The sequence below is a fragment of the Paenibacillus sp. XY044 genome, assembly GCF_002257645.1.
Classification (GTDB): Bacteria; Bacillota; Bacilli; order Paenibacillales; family Paenibacillaceae; genus Paenibacillus_AQ.
Genome location: NZ_NQMO01000002.1, coordinates 390,233 through 407,702, shown reverse-complemented (window position 1 = coordinate 407,702; position 17,470 = coordinate 390,233). Strand labels below are relative to the sequence as shown.

Annotated in this window: 20 protein-coding genes; 4 read left to right on the top strand and 16 right to left on the bottom strand. The window is 54.1% G+C overall.

Annotation, left to right across the window (positions count from 1 at the left end):
- Positions 1–88 precede the first annotated feature (88 nt).
- Entirely contained in the window at positions 89–976 is an 888-nt protein-coding gene (locus CJP46_RS10320; protein WP_094595519.1) for a DUF72 domain-containing protein, read from the bottom strand.
- Positions 977–1,155: 179 nt separating this feature from the next.
- Here CJP46_RS10320 and CJP46_RS10315 point away from each other — a divergent pair, with 179 nt between their 5' ends.
- The 3 genes from CJP46_RS10315 (at position 1,156) to CJP46_RS10305 (ending at position 3,899) form a co-directional block, all read left to right on the top strand.
- On the top strand, positions 1,156–1,890 hold the full coding sequence (locus CJP46_RS10315) for a YwaF family protein (RefSeq protein ID WP_094595518.1): 735 nt from the start codon (positions 1,156–1,158) through the stop codon (positions 1,888–1,890).
- Positions 1,891–2,033: 143 nt separating this feature from the next.
- Complete coding sequence (cysK, locus tag CJP46_RS10310; protein ID WP_094595517.1) at positions 2,034–2,957, top strand: cysteine synthase A; 924 nt, start codon at positions 2,034–2,036, stop codon at positions 2,955–2,957.
- A 177-nt stretch (positions 2,958–3,134) separates the two neighbouring features.
- A complete protein-coding gene (locus CJP46_RS10305) occupies positions 3,135–3,899 on the top strand; it encodes an SDR family oxidoreductase (protein WP_094595516.1) in 765 nt (254 codons plus the stop codon).
- Positions 3,900–4,000: 101 nt separating this feature from the next.
- On the opposite strand, the gene CJP46_RS10300 is transcribed toward CJP46_RS10305, so the two are convergent.
- The 15 genes from CJP46_RS10300 to CJP46_RS10230 all read right to left on the bottom strand — a co-directional run bounded on the left by CJP46_RS10300 (position 4,001) and on the right by CJP46_RS10230 (position 15,818).
- Positions 4,001–4,528: a hypothetical protein gene (locus CJP46_RS10300; protein WP_094595515.1), complete on the bottom strand. Its 528-nt coding sequence runs from the start codon at positions 4,526–4,528 to the stop codon at positions 4,001–4,003.
- Between the two features lie 211 nt (positions 4,529–4,739).
- Entirely contained in the window at positions 4,740–5,438 is a 699-nt protein-coding gene (locus CJP46_RS10295) for a YjjG family noncanonical pyrimidine nucleotidase (RefSeq protein ID WP_094595514.1), read from the bottom strand.
- 165 nt (positions 5,439–5,603) lie between these two features.
- Positions 5,604–6,485: a serine/threonine-protein kinase gene (locus CJP46_RS10290; RefSeq protein WP_094595513.1), complete on the bottom strand. Its 882-nt coding sequence runs from the start codon at positions 6,483–6,485 to the stop codon at positions 5,604–5,606.
- Between the two features lie 54 nt (positions 6,486–6,539).
- On the bottom strand, positions 6,540–6,887 hold the full coding sequence (locus CJP46_RS10285; protein ID WP_143812956.1) for a hypothetical protein: 348 nt from the start codon (positions 6,885–6,887) through the stop codon (positions 6,540–6,542).
- Positions 6,888–6,919: 32 nt separating this feature from the next.
- Positions 6,920–7,726: an inositol monophosphatase family protein gene (locus tag CJP46_RS10280; protein ID WP_094595511.1), complete on the bottom strand. Its 807-nt coding sequence runs from the start codon at positions 7,724–7,726 to the stop codon at positions 6,920–6,922.
- A gap of 102 nt (positions 7,727–7,828) precedes the next feature.
- Positions 7,829–8,023 carry a DUF4177 domain-containing protein gene (locus tag CJP46_RS10275; protein WP_094595510.1) on the bottom strand — a complete coding sequence of 65 codons (195 nt, stop codon included), beginning with the start codon at positions 8,021–8,023 and terminating at the stop codon, positions 7,829–7,831.
- Positions 8,024–8,038: 15 nt separating this feature from the next.
- Positions 8,039–8,371, bottom strand: coding sequence for an HIT domain-containing protein (locus CJP46_RS10270; RefSeq protein ID WP_094595509.1), 333 nt, complete (start codon positions 8,369–8,371; stop codon positions 8,039–8,041).
- Positions 8,372–8,376: 5 nt separating this feature from the next.
- Positions 8,377–8,982 (bottom strand): HAD-IA family hydrolase, encoded by a 606-nt coding sequence (locus CJP46_RS10265; protein ID WP_094595508.1) that lies wholly within the window; start codon positions 8,980–8,982, stop codon positions 8,377–8,379.
- 31 nt (positions 8,983–9,013) lie between these two features.
- On the bottom strand, positions 9,014–9,871 hold the full coding sequence (locus tag CJP46_RS10260) for a sugar phosphate isomerase/epimerase (RefSeq protein WP_306431039.1): 858 nt from the start codon (positions 9,869–9,871) through the stop codon (positions 9,014–9,016).
- 381 nt (positions 9,872–10,252) lie between these two features.
- The gene (locus CJP46_RS10255; protein ID WP_094595507.1) at positions 10,253–11,029 is read right to left on the bottom strand and encodes an aminoglycoside adenylyltransferase domain-containing protein; all 777 of its coding nucleotides are present in this window, start codon (positions 11,027–11,029) and stop codon (positions 10,253–10,255) included.
- A gap of 256 nt (positions 11,030–11,285) precedes the next feature.
- Positions 11,286–11,876, bottom strand: a complete 591-nt coding sequence (locus tag CJP46_RS10250; RefSeq protein ID WP_094595506.1) for a histidine phosphatase family protein — start codon at positions 11,874–11,876, stop codon at positions 11,286–11,288.
- A gap of 128 nt (positions 11,877–12,004) precedes the next feature.
- A complete protein-coding gene (locus CJP46_RS10245) occupies positions 12,005–12,859 on the bottom strand; it encodes an ABC transporter ATP-binding protein (protein WP_094595505.1) in 855 nt (284 codons plus the stop codon).
- 290 nt (positions 12,860–13,149) lie between these two features.
- Positions 13,150–13,803 (bottom strand): HAD family hydrolase, encoded by a 654-nt coding sequence (locus CJP46_RS10240; protein WP_094595504.1) that lies wholly within the window; start codon positions 13,801–13,803, stop codon positions 13,150–13,152.
- Complete coding sequence (locus CJP46_RS10235) at positions 13,800–15,287, bottom strand: serine hydrolase domain-containing protein (RefSeq protein WP_256992289.1); 1,488 nt, start codon at positions 15,285–15,287, stop codon at positions 13,800–13,802. The genes CJP46_RS10240 and CJP46_RS10235 overlap by 4 nt, the downstream gene beginning before the upstream one ends.
- Before the next feature lie 21 nt (positions 15,288–15,308).
- Complete coding sequence (locus CJP46_RS10230) at positions 15,309–15,818, bottom strand: GNAT family N-acetyltransferase (protein ID WP_094595503.1); 510 nt, start codon at positions 15,816–15,818, stop codon at positions 15,309–15,311.
- A 157-nt stretch (positions 15,819–15,975) separates the two neighbouring features.
- On the opposite strand from CJP46_RS10230, the gene CJP46_RS10225 reads away from it, so the two are divergent.
- The gene (locus CJP46_RS10225; protein WP_094595502.1) at positions 15,976–17,436 is read left to right on the top strand and encodes a PAS domain-containing sensor histidine kinase; all 1,461 of its coding nucleotides are present in this window, start codon (positions 15,976–15,978) and stop codon (positions 17,434–17,436) included.
- The last annotated feature ends 34 nt before the right edge of the window (positions 17,437–17,470 follow it).

The following is a 17,470-nucleotide window of genomic DNA, read 5'->3' as shown; positions in this document are numbered from 1 at the left end:
TTAATATAGTTATCATCTAAAAAACAGATCGATTAAGCTTGTATCCCATTCTCGCATATGACAGTATTTACAGCTCATATGACAATATTTACAGCTCCCCTTCTCCAAAAAGCGATAGCTGGCCCGGCGGCTTCTCCGGGGTCTTCATGCCGAGCTTGTCCATCAGCTGAATTGCATTGTCTGCCGCATCTCCGCCCGAATTGTTGTTGAAAATGACCCAGCATTCCCGGGCCTTCTCCAGCAATTTCCCGATATGCTCCTTCCATTCCTCAAGCTCCTTGTCGCTGTACCTGTACAAATACCGGACCTCCCGCCAATTGGGCTGCCCGCTGGAGTGCCATCCCGCAGCGTTGCGGCCATGCAGCCGCACCAGCGATACGTCATCACGGGTTGCTTCCAGAACGAGCGGCACCGATCCTTCTCCGGCCTGTGGCTCGTCGCAAACGGTATGGATCCATCCTTCCTCCCGCATAAACTCCAGCGTCTTCTCCCTCATCTCGCCGGCAAACCAGCTCTGATGGCGGAACTCCAGTGCCAGCGGGAACCCGTCCATCCATTCACGGGTCCGGCGCAAAATGTCAACATGCTTGCGCTCGCAGTCAAACCACGGCGGATACTGAAACAGCACGGCGCTTAACTTGCCTGCCTGGCGCAGCACCTCCGCCGACTCCCGGAAAGACTCGAACATCGTCCTGGAATCGGGATAAGGGCTTTTGCCCCGCGCATGTCCGGTCATTCCCTGGTAGGCCTTCACCAAAAAACCGAAGGGCTCCGGCGTTTGAACAGCCCATTTCTCCATGCGCTCCGGCGATGGTGTCGCATAGAAGGAGTTGTCCATCTCCACGATGGGGAACACTTTGCCGTACTTGCCCAGTCGCTCCCCAGTCTTGGTTCCCTTTTCGTAAATGTCGTCATGATCACCCCAGCCGGAAAGTCCGATCCGAACCCGCTCGGCAGGGGTTATCGTCTCATCCATAGCCATCGACTCCATCATTAGTATTGACCAACAATAATTTTCCAAGTATAAAATCCGCTTATCATTCCTATACCCGATTGGGCAAGGCTTCCTTCAGATCTTGCGATATTCCAAAAAGTGGATATGATAAGAGATATGCATCAGCTTTACGATCCTCAGTAGCAAAGGAGCATGAATTTATGAGCCATTCGTTCGTCATGTTTTCCGGCCCGCACCTTGCTGCGCTGACGGTCTTCGTGCTCGCCTGCATCCTGCTTTTCCTGGGCAGAATCCGCCTTCAGGACAGCATGCCGGCCAGGCAGACGGTCCGTTATATGATCATCGCCTGTCTGATCGCTTCCGAAATCGCACTCGACATATGGAACATAACAGAAGGCTACTGGAACATCAAGTCCACGCTGCCGCTCGAGCTGTGCAGCATTACGCTGCTGCTCTCGGTAATCATGTTGGCCGTCCGCAGCCGCTTCCTCTATCAAATCCTGTTCTTCGCCGGGATCGGCGGCGCTCTTCAGGCCCTCATCACCCCAAGCCTGGTTTTTGCCTACCCTCACTTCCGGTTCTTCCAATTCTTCGCGGCGCATATGCTCATCATTCTCGCATCCCTGTACATGACATGGGTTGAAAAGTTTCAGCCCACCTGGAAATCCATCGGATGGACGATGGTTTTTCTGAACGTCCTGGCATTTGGAGTAGGTGCCTTCAACTGGATGCTGGGTTCCAACTATATGTTTCTGATGCACAAGCCGCCGACCGCTTCGATTCTGGACTTTCTCGGTCCGTACCCTTTTTACTTGCTGGCGGAAGAAGGAATCGCCCTGCTGATTTTCGTATGGATGCAGCTGCTGTTTTTTGTCCTGCCCGCGAAAATATCCAAAATGTCCGCAGCCAAAGCCGGGGACAAAAGCGCCCTTTAAACCCGCCTCGGCCTCTTAAAGTTCGCCCCCGCCGGTATATCCCTCTCGCCTTTGGCGTTGTGATCTCCCTGCCGAAGTTCTATAATGAACGGAAAGCTTAGAAGCTGTGTACCGGCTGAAGAACTGACAAGGAGATGTACCCCATGACTGGACCGAAAGTTGTGCAAAATATTACCGAGCTCATCGGAGACACTCCGGCGGTCAAGCTCCGCCGTTTGGCGGGAGAACAGGATGCCGACGTGTACGTAAAGCTCGAATACTTCAACCCGAGCGGCAGCGTCAAGGACCGTGCGGCATATAACTTGATTGCACAGGCGGAGCAGGACGGACTGCTGAAGCCGGGCTCGACCATTATCGAACCGACGAGCGGCAACACGGGCATCGGGCTGGCCATGAATGCGGCGGCCAAAGGATACCGGGCGATTATGGTCATGCCCGACAACATGACCAAGGAGCGGATCAACCTGCTGAAGGCTTATGGGGCCGAAGTGGTGCTGACGCCGGCAGCGGAGCGAATGCCCGGTGCCATCCGCAGGGCTCAGGAGCTGCACCGGGAAATCCAAGGCAGCTTTATTCCCCAGCAGTTCGAGAACCGCGCCAATCCGGATATCCACCGCCGCACGACGGCGCTGGAAATTTTGCAGCAGATGGATGGTCGGCTGGACGCCTTCGTCGCGACGGCGGGCACCGGCGGAACCATTACCGGCACGGGCGAAATGCTGAAGGAGAGACTCCCCGGCATCGGCATCTATGTCGCCGAGCCGAAAGGCTCGCCCGTGCTGTCCGGCGGCCAGCCGGGTCCGCATAAGCTGGTGGGCACCAGCCCCGGGTTCATTCCGTCGATTCTGAATGTGGACGTCTATGACGAAATTTTTCAGGTCAGCGACGAAGACGCCATCCGGACGGCGCGCAGGCTTGCCGCCGAAGAGGGCATCCTGGTCGGCCCCTCCTCCGGCGCTTCCGTGTGGACCGCGCTGCAGGTAGCCCGGCGCCTGGGACCCGGCAAACGGGTACTGTGCATTGCCCCGGATACCGGAGAGCGGTATCTGAGCATGGGCATCTTTTAATCGTGCACCAATCGAAAGGCATCAACCGGAATTTACAGCCGGCTGATGCCTTTTTGTGTGCATCGGACGAGATGTGCGTATGCCCGAATAGGAGAGCAACATTGCGAAACCCCTCTCATGCTATAAATGACTCAAGCAGGCAGATAGCCTGTTAAACCGATGAGGAGTTGAAGCTGCATGAATAGATTGACTGGAAAAACGGCACTGATTACCGGAGCGAGCCGCGGCATTGGCCGCGCCATCTCACTGCGCCTGGCCGCCGAGGGAGCGCTGGTGGTTCTCCATTACGGCCAAAACCGCTCCGCCGCCGAGGCGGTCGCCCGCGAGATCGAGCAGCAGGGCGGAACGGCGCTGCTGCTCGGGGCGGACTTCAGATCCGTTAATGGCATCCCCGGGATGTATGAAGCCCTGGACGGCCTCCTGCGGGAACGAACAGGCGACCCCGGGCTGGATATCCTTGTGAACAATGCGGGCATCGGCCTTTCGCTTCCCATCGAGGCAACGACCGAGGAGGCCTTCGATGAGGTGATGAGCGTGAACGTCAAAGCCCCGTTCTTTGTCATTCAGCAAGCACTGCCGCGGCTGCGGGACGGCGGTCGGATCATCAACATCTCGTCCGCGACGACGCGGATCTCCCTGCCTGTGATCCCGGCCTACAGCATGTCGAAAGGGGCGATCAATTCGTTGACCCTGAACCTCTCGACGCAGCTTGGCCCCCGTGGAATTACGATCAATGCGATACTGCCGGGATTCGTGGAGACCGAGATGAATGCCGAGACGCTGCAGACGCCTGAAGGCCGCGAGTTCGGCGCGGGCTTCTCGATCTTCAAACGGTGGGGACAGCCGGAAGATGTTGCCGATATCGCCGCCTTCCTGGCTTCGGACGACAGCCGCTGGATCACGGGTCAGCTGCTGGACGCAAGCGGCGGAACGCATTTGTAACGGGGAGCTTTGCCGCGACCGAACCCGGGTCTCTGCAAGCTGCATCTGACAGCAAAAAATCCAGTGCCGCGGGAGGCACTGGATTTTGTTTTACACGAGGTTTATGGAATATACTGCTGCACCAGTTTGACCACTTTGCCGTCCTTCACCGTCAAATGAAACGGGAAAGAGCGAATGTCCATCAGCTTGTCGTTATGGTAAATCGCCAAAAACTTGGTCAGGCTGACCGGTTCGTTCCACTGAATGTTCATTCCTTCATAGGTTCCGTCATGATCATACAGCTGCATCAGAACTTCGGCGTCCGGAGCGATTTCGTACGTCTCTAACGTCTCATCGTCGTTGACGATGTAATACCCGTCAGGAGCACCGCCCAGCTCTTCGGCATCGGGCTCCCGTTCAAGAAACTTCTTGTCGGCTGCCGCTCCCTCATACCATTCGATCGGATCCACCGTCACGTAGAGGTGGCCGTTCTTTTGCCCGATGGTGGACAGCATCGCCGTCACCGTGTCCTCGGTTTGCGGAACCGGCTTATATTCGTTATCAGACCCGACTGCATTCGTTGAAGTCATAACCAAACCCAGCAGAAAAACGATCATCAAGGAAGCTAAGAAGGTCATCTTTTTTTTCATTTGAAAATATCTCCTTTATGGAATCATGATTTCTTTTCCATATCAACCATTACCCTGCGGGATTGTTTTCAAACGCTGCAAAAGGGCTCTGTGATGTAACTTTATTGTAAGGCACAGCCGAAGCAAAATCGTCACAAATTCGTTACAGCCGAGTCAAATTGTTGTTAATTTTTCAAGCGCTTTCGTGATTGGCAGATGCCGACAAGCCCAATCAGCCCTTTTTCTCCAAAATATCCTTAATTTCCGCCAGATCGTGGATCTCATAGGTTGGGACGATGGCGGTTTCGTTGGGCAGCCGGTTCGGATTATACCAGCACGTATCGATTCCGATATTGTTGCCTCCCTGGATGTCGGAGGTGAGGGAATCGCCGATCATCAGCATTTTATCTTTGCGGTTCTCCTGAATTACCCGGAAGGCATGCTCGAAAATCCCCGCCTGCGGCTTCTGGAATCCCGTATCCTCGGAGACGATGACCGCCTCGAAAAAATCCTTTAAATCAGAGCGGCCGATCCGCCCGAACTGCACTTCTTTAATGCCGTTCGTGATGATGGCCATTTTGTAACCGTGCTCCTTCAGATAGAGGCAGATATCCAGGGCGCCTGCCAAAATAAACGCGCCTTCGGCGAGCGATCCCAGGTAACGTCTGCTCAGTTCCTCGGCGTCCTCGCTCAGCCCCTGCTCGCGGCCGAACCGGCGAAACCGCTCGACCCGCAGCTCCGCCGAGCTGATCCGTCCCTGCTCAAATTCGCGCCAGAGCTCCTCATTAATCTTTTTGTAGCAACCTGTAATTTCCGAATTGTTCGCGTCGAGACTGCAGCTGGCGAGCAGCTGGTTCAGCGCGTGGCTTTCCGACATTCTAAAATCGAACAGCGTTTCGTCCGCATCAAACAAAATCCATTCGTAAGACAAGATGTACCCTTCTTTCAGTAAAGTGATATAAGCGGCGTCAGCGTGCCTCAAATCAAGTTCATGCAAGGCATCCGGTTTGTTTCACATGACCATTGTAACATTAAGCCAAATACGCTCGCTGGATTCCGCGCCTAAAAGCAAAAATCTTGAAATTCGCCTCGGGCATCAGCCGCCGTTTCCCGCATGGAGAATCTCATTCCAGGCAGACGCGAAGTCGGCCACGGAAGCGTACCGTCCGGCTCGATCGGCGTTAACCGCCTTAAGGGCCATTTCATAAAGGGAACTGCCTGCATCCCATTTGTCATAGGAACGGTCCAGCTCCCCGCCAAAGATGAAAAAGGCTGTCGCCCCCATATTATACACATTGGTCACACCGTCAATCGCAGCACCGTATTCAAACTCTTCAGGGGACATAAAGCGGGACGATCCCCACAGCCTGCCCATCCGGTTATAAAAGGGGCGCTTCTGATACAGATCGATATCGCAGATTTTCGTCGTATGGGAGGCAAAATCGTAAAGAAGGCTGCCATCATAAAAATCAACCGCTATGTACCCCTTTTCCTCGGCGTGGACATGAAAGTCCAGGATCGCCCTGTAGGACGCCAGCCGCTTCTCAAGCGGCAGCCTGCGGTATCGATAGAACGGAGACCTCGGGTCCTCGTATTTGGCCGGGGGCGGAAATGCCCAGTGGGGATGCAGCGACTCCCCGTCGAACCACTCGAATACGGCGGCGTAGCCGGGTCCGGCTTCAAAATGGCTGAGCAGCCGCACCAAGCCGGGGTGATCCAAATCATCGTAAATTTGAACAGCTTGCTTCAAACGCATGATGGCGTCCGCCTGCTCGCCCTCAAATTCCGTGGTGGCCGCTCCGGCGTACTTGATGAACCGTCTGACCCCGTCCTTTTCCATGCCAAACGAAAGGTTGCCGGAGTCCTGCTTGTCAAACACCGCAAACGCCTTTCCCCAGGCGGACAGCCACTCCAGCGGATGCGGCTCTTTCAGCTGAAACGATACTTCATCGATCTTGATCGTAAGCGGTTGATCCATCCGTTCAACTCCTTTTTATGGTTGGTCTCGACGAATCGCCTTGACACATGCCCGTTAATCCTCCCTTTTGGTCTGATCGCCGTGGTTCTCTTCCGTCGTGCCGGGAATCGCGGCCAGCTCCCGCTCGAGCTCCGCTTCAATGTCCTCGTTGCTCATCTCGTAATCGTCCTCTTCCGAGACGCCCAGCTTCCTCTCCAGCGAGCTCACCCTTGCCCTTAAGTCTTCCACCATTCCATATAAATAGCTTAACAGGCCGACCAGAACCAGGAAGATCAGAATTGTCCCCCAGGGTCCAAACACCCAGGATCCGATCAGCCACCCGGCAAGTACCACGACAATCCCCATGATAAAATAAACCATTGCCCACTTCCCTTCTGCCGCCGTATCCAGAATAAAAGTCATCCTGAGGCCGCTAGCTGCCATTATGGCAAGCTCTACCGGGCGCCCAATCCTTCCGCAACCATGTTCAAAAAGTAATCCCGGTGCTCCGGATGACAGGCGATAAGGTAAGGCTCTTCCGTCATGGCGTCAAAAGGATTCCCCTCAAAGTCCATCACCAGCATCCCCGCTTCCTTCGCGATCAGGACACCGGAATAGAGGTCCTCCCCTTCGGAGTTATACAGGATGATGGCATCGATGTGCCCTCTCGCCAGCATGCACCACTGCAGCGTCGGCGCCCACAGCCGCATCATTCGCTTCGTATGCAGGTCAATATGGTTTCTAAGCCGGATGGCGCGGTCATCGCTGCCTACCACATGACCCTGGATCCAGGCGACCGTTGCTTTGTTGAACGCCCCCGCAGGCCCGTTCGTTACGGGCTGCCCATTGCAGGTTGTTCCCCCGTTACGGGTGGACACGAACAGGCGGTCAATCATCGGTTCGTAAACCACCGCCATGACCGGCTGCCCCCGATGCATCAGCGTAATCGAGCAGGAGAACGCAGGCAGGCCAATCGCATAGTTGTTCGTTCCGTCCAAGGGGTCCACCAGCCACAGCCAGTCGCTGCGCTGGCCATGATCTCCCGATTCCTCGGCCCGGATCCGGTGATCCGGGAATTGGCTGCGGATATGCTCAAGAATCCGTTCCTCAGCCAAATGGTCCACCACCGTGACGAGGTCGCCGTTATCCCCTTTTTGGTCAACCTTTTCCAACTTGTCAAAGTACTCCTTTGCGATAGCCCCGGCTTCCTTGGCTGCGGTGACCGCAAGCTGTTTCGCCTCATCAATGATCCGTTGATCCATATATTCCATCCGCTCCTTATCGCCTAGTGTACGTATTGCATCGCCCGCCTTCATTCCATCAAGAAAGAAAAAACCCTGTGCGTCAGGGTTTAATGTCAGGCTTTATACTTTCCGTTTGAAAACGGCGATGATGTCCCGCGACTGTCCCTGGGATACGCTCGTATCGAAGCACGATACCAGCTCCCAGCCCTCATAGCCATAGCTGTTCAGCAAATCCTCAAATTCTTCCTCGTCCACCTTGCCGCCCAAAAAGCCACCCGTCTTATACTTCACCGTTTTGTATGACCATTGTTCCATCATTCACACTCCCTTTCATCGTATCGTTTGGCCGCTCACGACATGCCAGTGCATATGTTTGGATTCCTGGTAGTCCCCTAAATTAGTGACAACCTTGGCTGCTCCTGTCTCCAGCACCATATCCGAGGCGACTTTCTTCACTACTCCTAAAACTTCGAGCAGCAGTTGTTCGGTATTTTCCGTTTCCCCGGATATAAGCGAACCAACATGAAGCTTTGGAATCACCACGACATGATGCTCATAATAAGGACGCGTATGATGATACGCGAGCACCCGATCCGTCTCATACACGCGGTTGACCTGCGTTTTGCCGTTTAGCACCTCGTCGCAATAAAAATCGTTCGTCATGCCGCTCACCCTTTCTTTATGCGCTGCTGCTCCAGCATCCGGGAGACCTCATTCATCCACCGGCCTTCGGAATCCGCGATGACCGCATGCCAGCCCAATGCTCTGGCAGGGAGCAAATTTTTCTCTTGATCATCCACATAAATGCAAGGTCCTGCCCCATCGCCGAGCTGATCGCATACGAGCTGATACATGCGGGGATCCGGCTTGCAGTAGCCGGCCCTGCTGGATATGGTAAGGCTCTTCACCTGTTCCTTGACCGGTGCCAGCAGCCCGATTAGCCATTCCTCCCGGTGGTTGCTCAGCAGGTGAACATCCGCCTTCCTGTTCCAAATGGCAATACGCCCCAAAGCGGGGAGAGGTTGCAAATACTTCATGGCCAGCGCGTTCAGCCGCTCCATGCTTAGATCCGGTCCGTACGTGGCGAGCCAGTCCCTAAACTGCTCCATGGTGATGGCTCCTGTCCAAAACAATTCGCGAATTTCCCGGCTGAAGTCATCTTTTAACTGACGATAGGTCGTGCCCCCGGCGATGGCGGCCTCTTCCCAAAATCCAGGCGAGAGGTTCGTTGCAATGACACCGGCAATATCCAAAATAAGCTGGGGTCTGCTCATCGGCTCCTCCCTTCCAAACTCCCTGGCTGTATCAGCTGTGATTGGTGATGCGCAAACACTCGTCTACCCATTCATAGCAGCGCTGCAAATCCTCACGGCTGACAAGCTCCGAGCGGTGTTCGAACTGAATTTTGACCTGGGGATTTTCTTCGCGGATAACGGCCAAATATTCCCCGATCGGGGCCCAGCCGTCCTCCGGGCGCTGATCCGGCAGCACCGGGTAGCGCAGCTTGACGGAAGATTTCGTGTACTGGAGATTCCATAGGTGGATGACCTCCGCATACTTCGCGTATTTGCGGATGACCGGCAAAGCCCGAAAAGAAGGATCCACGTTTTGCTGCAAAAATATCCTTCCCGTGTCCAGGCACAGCCGGATGTCCGGGTATTTCTTCAAAAGCCCTTCCAGCACATCATGCTCATAAATATACGAATTCAGCGCATCGAATTCCAAAACCGGCGTAAAGCCGTATTCCCTGGAAGCAGCAGTAAGCCAGACGAAGAGATGGTCGCTGCGCTCGGCAAACATCTCAAGCGAACAATCGCTCTCATAGCCATACTCCGTTCTGTCGGAAAAATGCCATTCGTCCCAGTTCACCCGATCATCCAGAATGACGGGTTTCGGATAATGGAACAGCACGTAATCGGGCCGTACGTTTCTTAAATAGTCGAGCTCGTCCCGGACCAGCCGGAGCGCTTCATCGCGGATCTGCTCGTCCGCATCCATAAATAGAGCGTCCCGAAGCAGCGACTTTCCCGCACGAAGGGGAAAATGTACGCCAATCCGGAAGCCCCGCGCTCTGGAGGTGCTCAAGAGCTTCTGCGTGTCCGCTTCATTTTCGAACAGGCATGCCTCGATTCCGTAAAAGCCGTCTCTAAAATCGCGCTCCATCTTCTGCTGGTCAAACGGAGCCGTATTGCCCGATCAAAAATCGCTTCATCTTCATTCCTCCGGCAGCAGGGTGTGAACAATCTATATGCAAATTTAACCATTACCTCCACGTTCCGTCCAGTATTCATTGAACCCAGCCTGCACGGAGGCCGAAGAATCTATCGATAACGTTATATGAGTTAAAAAATTGAAGCGGATGATGGGAGCAAGTACGTAAAATGTTCCTACGATCCCTCTTGTTTTCAGATTCCTTGATTTTATTGAACGCGCGTAAGGTAGGAATCCGAAAGCCAAATGCGACCGCTTCGCTTCTTCGGAATCATTTTACTTCCTTGCTTGCATCGTATTCTTTAGTTCAACTTAAATAACACAAAAAGGTGATCAGGGACGAGTCCCTCCCTCCATCATCCGCTGCTTAATCTCCTTAAGCATATCCCTCGCAAAATCCTGAAGCATATGCGGTTCCACGCTAACTTCATCCGTCTGCCCGCCATACTGAAGAAGGCACTGCCGCAGGAGCGGTTCATACGCAGGCGGAAGGGCTGAAAGGCCCCACTCGCCGCCTTCCTTCTTAGAAGAAACCTCGCCCTCCCGTAAAAAGCGCAGGATTCTGCACAGATTGAGCGTGTAATACACCGGCGTCTCAGCGATGTGCTCTACGGCATGCTCCACATCGGACCAAATCGACCGGATATACATCTCTTTCTCCGGCCTGAAAACGGACCGCGCAGGCTCCCCATACAGTGTCACCCCACGGTGGTAAATGACCATCATATGTGCCGCAAGATCAGGGTCTTCATAACCGCCACATATATATTTCACGTCAGATTCATACCGCTCCCGGTACGTCTCCGAATAATGGAATTCAAACGGCGTCGGATACATCGGCTTCTCGGCATACTCCCTTAGGATTACGCTGACCTCCATCCCCCGGTGTCCGGGCATCGACCGGTGAAGCTCAAGAAGGCCGCGGACTAGCCGAGTCCAAACCTCGGGATCCAGCTTTTCTTCAATGACCGCGAGCAGGTCGATATCGCTTCGGTCTTCACGGTAACAGCCCATCGCCAGCGAACCGTGCAGATATAAACCGGCCAGCGGTTCTCCGAGCTCGGTCATAAAAAGCTGCGTCAAACGATCCAAAACCTGCTCCGTATCCATAACTTCCCTCCAATATAGAAAAATGGCTGCCCCCTTACCGGGAACAGCTGTCATTTCGGCACTATGACCCCTTTTTGCCTGATCCGAAAGCAATCGGATACCGATCCGGATCGACCAGCGCGAAATCTTTCCAGTCTCCTCATTCCAGAAGCTCCAGCGCAGGCTCCTGAATGAACTGCGCTCCCTTGCTCTATGAAACTGGCAGATACAGCGTTTTCAGTCTATCACAAATTTTAACAATGATATATATTATTTCCTATTCCCGCCATAACCGCGTAACCTCCCGCAGGGTCGCTTCCTCCCACTGCGTCTTGTAAATATCCGGCATGGATGTGGATTCCCAGAAGGCGTAATCGAACCGCCGATCAAATTCGCCCAGCATTAATGTCATTATATCGCCGTGAGTCCCGATGACAATCCGCTTACCGGCATGCTGGTCCAGCAATTTCCGGATCACGCGCGCAGCTCTCTCCCGCGCCTCCAGGCTCGATTCTCCTCCTGGAAAAGCAAAAGCGGCATCGCCGTATACCTTTCGCTTCGCATCCTGAAACGAAAGGGCGCCAAACTGCCCGATCTCCCGTTCCCGCAAATCCTCTTCTATGATAATTTCCTTGCCAGCGAAGTCGGCCGCGTCCCGGATCGTTCGCACGGCGCGCTCATAGGGACTGGATATGTACAGGTCAACGGCTTCGCCCAGCAATCTGTCTTTGACCGCAAGCGCGTCTGCCAGCCCCCGCCGGGACAGGCCCCGCGTTCGTTCCCTGCCTTCTTCATACGGTGATTCGGCATGCCGGACAAAATAAAGAATCGTATTCCGCTTGTGATGCTGAACCGAATTTGCGTTCATGAACCAGCAACCCTTCCTTCATGATGGATTTTAAAATAAGAAAAGCACCCGCTTAAACTCCACATGCCAGCGACCCTGCCGCTGCCGTATCTGAAAGTTTCACGGGTGCTTATATATGATGATCACTGTTAAGCTTTTCTCGCCAGCTCGTATGGCAGGCACAGCGGAACTCCCGTACGGGGGTCGACGAGAATGTCGGCTTCGATCGCAAAGACCTCCCGCAGCACTTCCCGGGTCATGACTTCGCCGGGTGTCCCTTCTGCCACGACGGTGCCCGATTTAATCGCCACCATATGCTGCGCATACCGTGTGGCATGGTTCAGGTCGTGAACGACCATGACGATCGTTCGGCCCTCTTCCTCATTCAGCTTCTGCAGCAGCTGCAGCACTTCCAGCTGATGCGCCATATCCAGGAAGGTCGTAGGCTCGTCGAGGAACAGAATATCCGTCTGCTGGGCCAGCGCCATCGCGATCCATGCCCGCTGCCGCTGTCCACCGGACAGCTGGTCGATCGCCCGGTCCCTGAACGCTCCAAGCGCCGTAACGTTAATGGACCACTCAATAACCTCTCGGTCCTGCGCGCTGATGCTGCCAAATCCCCGCTGATGCGGCGAACGGCCGAAGCCGATCAGCTCGGTCACGGTCAGACCATCCGGGGCTGTCGGGGTTTGCGGCAGGATCGCGAGCTGCTTCGCCACGTCCTTGGTCGGCTGGCTGTGGATCGATTTGCCGTCGAGCAGCACCGCTCCGGATGAAGGCTTCATCAGGCGGGCCATCGTTTTGAGAATCGTCGATTTGCCAGAGCCGTTGGAGCCGACCAAAGCCGTAATTTTACCTGCCGGAATGCTCAGGTTCAAATTGTTGACAATCAGCGTATCCGCGTATCCGATGTTCAGCTGATTCGTGCCGAGCCTCGACTGGGACTGCGGTTTTTCCTCCGTGGTGATCTCTTGCTCCGGCCAAGCCAGTGTGTTTTGTACCATACCGTATCATCCTTTTTTAGGGATTGTATTTCTCGGCGGAATCGCCGCCCCGCATGCTGGTTGCCTTCAGCTATGTTCAGTGGTGTCGAAATGCCGTATCGTTTAACGCATGTTTGCCTTTGTTGACACATTATGCGTGAAAAAGTGCAATTTATGTGTATGTATACACACTTATTATGATAATGATTCTCATTTTCATTGTAAAGAGTTTTTTTCGCTTTCTCCCCATTATCTCACGAAAAAAAGGACAATGGAACTCAAGGTCCCACTGTCCAAATATTGCATCCGGCTTAATTGCGTAAAAGGGTCGGCAGCTCCATTAAGTCGGTGATGGAATGATCCGTCTCACAGCTTGCATCTCCGGCGGCCGCCTTCATCCATATGGCAGTCATCCCGACCTTCCGGCTGGCCTCGACATCATAAACAGGATGGTCCCCGACAAACGCCGTTTCTTCCGGATGAAGTTCCAGCCTGTCCAATGCCCTGCGGAAAATTTCCGGCTCCGGCTTGCGGAGCCCTTCCAGCTCGGAAATGAGAATAACGTCAAAATGATCGGCAATGCCGAGCCCTCGAATGCTGCCCCATTGAAACTCGCCGAATCCGTTTGAAATGATCCCAAGCTTCATTCCTCGGTCCTTTAGAACGGTCAGCATTTCCCGCAGATGCGGATAACCTGTGCAGTGAAGGCGAAAACCCGCGACATAGTCCTCCAAAAGCCGCTCCCAGGCCAGCTTCAAGTCCATCTCCCGGACAAGCTGTTCATAGACATTGTCCTTCCAGACGTATCCCCGCGCGTCCAGCTCTATAAAACGGCGGATATACTGATCCCGGTCCACGTGATGAAGTTCCGGAATCCGTTCATACTGATCCTCTGCAAAGCGCAGCAATGAGTTATCCCGGTCCAGCAAGGTGCCGTCCAGGTCAAACAACACTCCTTTGATCATGCTTTGCTCCTTCCCGCCTGCTGCTCCTGCTTCATGGCCGTGACCCGGGCCGTCTTCTTGTCAAAAGAGACGTTGATCTCCTCCACAAGCTCAACATGCCCGTCAGCAAACGTTAAGGTGAGCGTTACCCTGTAGGGTGTCTCGATGTACACCACGGTAAGCTCGAGCTGCAGATCATCGGTCAGCCTGGCCGAAATGGCGGCTTCCTGCCGATGCATGGACAGATCCTTGCGGAAGATGTCCTTGGTGCGTATCATCTTCGTCAAATCAAAGGGAAGCTCGCGCCGGCTGCAATCGGCATAATGAAGCCGAAGCTCGGACCGCTCCTCCATGCGGCACACCCTGATCTCGGCGATGCCGTTTGGATCTGGCTCCCGGACAGTATATCGACCTGCCCAATGATCAGGCAGTGCGGACGGCACTGAAGGCACCGAGGGTGCAGCCTCGCCCTGCATCCGTGCGATCCGCTGCAGAAGCAGCGGGTACGCTTCAGAGCTGATTGGTTGCGAACGGTACACCCGATCTACGATATGCTCATAGATGAGGTCCAGCAGCTGTGGCAGTTGCTTTTTCATATGGCTCATGCTGGAAGCGGCCGCAATGACAATGCCGTGCTTCGGAGCAACAAAGCAGAGCTGACCGAAACCGCCGTTCCCCATGTAGCACCCCTGCCGGCACCGGAAAAACTGGTAGCCATACCCTTCGGAAAAATCGGCCCTCGTCTCATTCCGGCGATTATCGCTCTGCTCCGAGGTGGCTAACCGGACGTATTCCGCCGATACGATTCTCCGACCGCCATACATGCCCTCGTTCAGCAGCATCTGTCCGAACTTTGCCACGCCGTCAATGGGAATGCTCAGCCCCATGCCGCCTGCAGCCACTCCCATGGGGCATGTCTCCCAATCCACCAAGTCTACTCCGAGGGGCTCGAACAATCTCGGCTTTAAATATTCGACGAGGCTCATGCCGGTCGCTCTTTCCAGAACGGCGGCAACCATATATGTCGCATGGGTGTTATACACGTAATGGCTTCCCGGCGGATGTTCCGGCTTCAGGGATAAGAACGTTGTGGCCCAGTCGGGCCCTGAGTTCATAACCCGGCCGTAGATGTTGTCATGATGCCCTGTATTCATCGAGAGCAGATGGTGGATCGTCATCTGAGATAAGTAGGGCGGGACGTTTCCAGTAAGCTTATCGGGAAAATACGAAATAACCGGGTCCGTCAGCCGAATATATCCTTCGTCCCAGGCTATTCCTGCGGCAATAGAAGTAAAGCTCTTGCTGAGCGAAAATAATAACGTGGGTGCCCCGTCTCGATACGGCTGACGATTAAAACGGGCCGTAACCCTGCCCTCCTGAAGCAGCATCAAGCGGTTGACCTGAAGCTCCAGCTCTTCGATCCGTTCCATGAACCGAAGCACATCGCCGGACGACAAGCCATGGCTTTCTGGCTGCGCGGTTTCCAGTTCCAATGCCAATTCCAATCGCACACCTCACATTCCGAGCTATTGAAGTTCCTTAATAAAAAAAAGATTCAGATCATCGTCCACCCGAACCATCTCGCCCGGCACGACTGGCTGGTTCTTATAAACGATCCCATGGCCATCGGGGATGTAGCCTCTGCGGCAGTAAATACGCTGCGCCTTACCGTAGTCCTTGAACAAGCCCACGCCAATCCCGATCCGCTTGCCCTTGCGGCTTACGATCGATTCAAACTCCTCCAGGATCCGGTTACCGATCCCTTGGCGCTGGAATACGGGGAATACGTTCAGATCGTTCACTTCCGGAATGTCCTGTTCCTTGAAAGGAGGATAGTCCGATTCGTATTTTAGGTGACATACCCCGGCGACCTGGTCATCCGCATAGGCGATAATCGTTTCGCGGGCGCCCGCTGCGTTTTCAGCGAGACATTTGTCGTAATACTCATCCGGGCGAAAGATGTCCTGTTCGGTAAAAGCCTGCTTCCACTGCTGCTTTAATTCTTCAGAAGTGAGCAAAGTCAGCGTGATTTTCATAGTACAGCACCTCCATATTGAATGTGATTTCGTTCCCTTGTCCGCGCCTCTCTTATAAAAGTTAACGTTCACTTACTTTAGCATTGATGATTAAAGAGATTCACGATTATAATATGTATAAATATAACACGGCTTGATAGTAGAGAGGGGAACTGCCATGCGATCCGTTGAAGTCCATAATTACGACTTTGCCTTTAGGCAGGCTGCGATCGGCATGGCCTTTATCGCGCCTGACGGAACCTTCCTGAAGGTCAATCCCGCCTTATGCACCCTCCTCGGTTATACGTCTGACCACTTCACTTCCCCCGACCTTCTTCCCGCTATTCAGGAATTGTCCCGCGACATCGTTAAGTTCGGGGAATGGCTGCAATCCATGAAACGGGATCAGCACCGGATCGACCAGCATTATTACCATCCTGCGGGACAACGGCTATCCCTCGATATCCGCATCTCCTTGATCCGGAATGAGGAGGGGAAGCCAGAGGTTTACTTCACGCAATTCGAGAACAGAACCCAGATGATGCAGATGGAAACCCGGCTGCACTATACCGAAACCCAATTTCATGAGCGGGAAGATTCCTTCATGCAGCTGTTGGATGGCCTGCCTCTGTCCGTCCTTATTACGAACAACGGCCTGATTCAGTATGCCAATCCTGCAGGACTCAGGCTCGTTCATGCGGACAGCCTGGACGATGTGATCGGCATGTCTACGGACAATCTGGTCGACACCGCCGACCACGAAATTCTGGCCGAGCGCAAGCAGCGGCACTACAACAACAAGCCCATCGGCTCGGTGCACTACCGCATCCGCTGCCTCAACGGACAGCAGCGGCATGTGGAAGGATTTTCGCTGAAAATTACTTATAAGAAAAAGCGCTGCGTCATCGGGATTTTCAAAGATATCTCCGACCAGAAGATGGAAGAGGACCGGCTCATGCAGTCCGAGAAGCTATCGACAGCAGGGCAGCTTGCCGCAGGCATTGCTCACGAAATCCGCAATCCGCTGACCGCCATTTTCGGCTTTTTGAAGCTCCTCCGCTCCTCCAGCCATTACAATGACCAGTACTTTGCAATCATGGAGTCTGAGCTGAAGCGAATTGAATTTATCGTCAATGAGCTGCTGGTGCTGTCCAAACCCCAGGTTTCGCATGCGAGTAAGCCGATGGACATTCTGCCGCTGCTGGACCAGGTGATCACGCTGATGAACGGTCAGGCCGCATTAAAAAATATCGAGATCGTTTCGGTTTTCTCCGAATCTTCCATCTGGATTACCGGCGAATCCAACCAGCTGAAACAGGTCTTCATCAACCTGCTCAAAAATGCGATGGAAGCCATGCCGGACGGCGGCATCATCCGGATCCATGCGCTGTCCCGGAACAACGAAGCCTGGATCAGCGTGCAGGACGAAGGCTGCGGCATGACCCCGGAGCAGATCCAGGCGCTGGGCAAGCCCTTTTTTACGACCAAGGAATCGGGCACCGGTCTCGGATTTATGATCACGCACAACATTATCCATAATCACGGCGGGAACATTGCGGTTCAGAGCACTCTTCAGGAAGGCACTACGTTTACCGTGGCGCTTCCCGTCATTTCCGAACCGGAGGCAGCCTCACCCTAGCACCGCCCATGTCCGCTGTTCAACCGGCTGATTT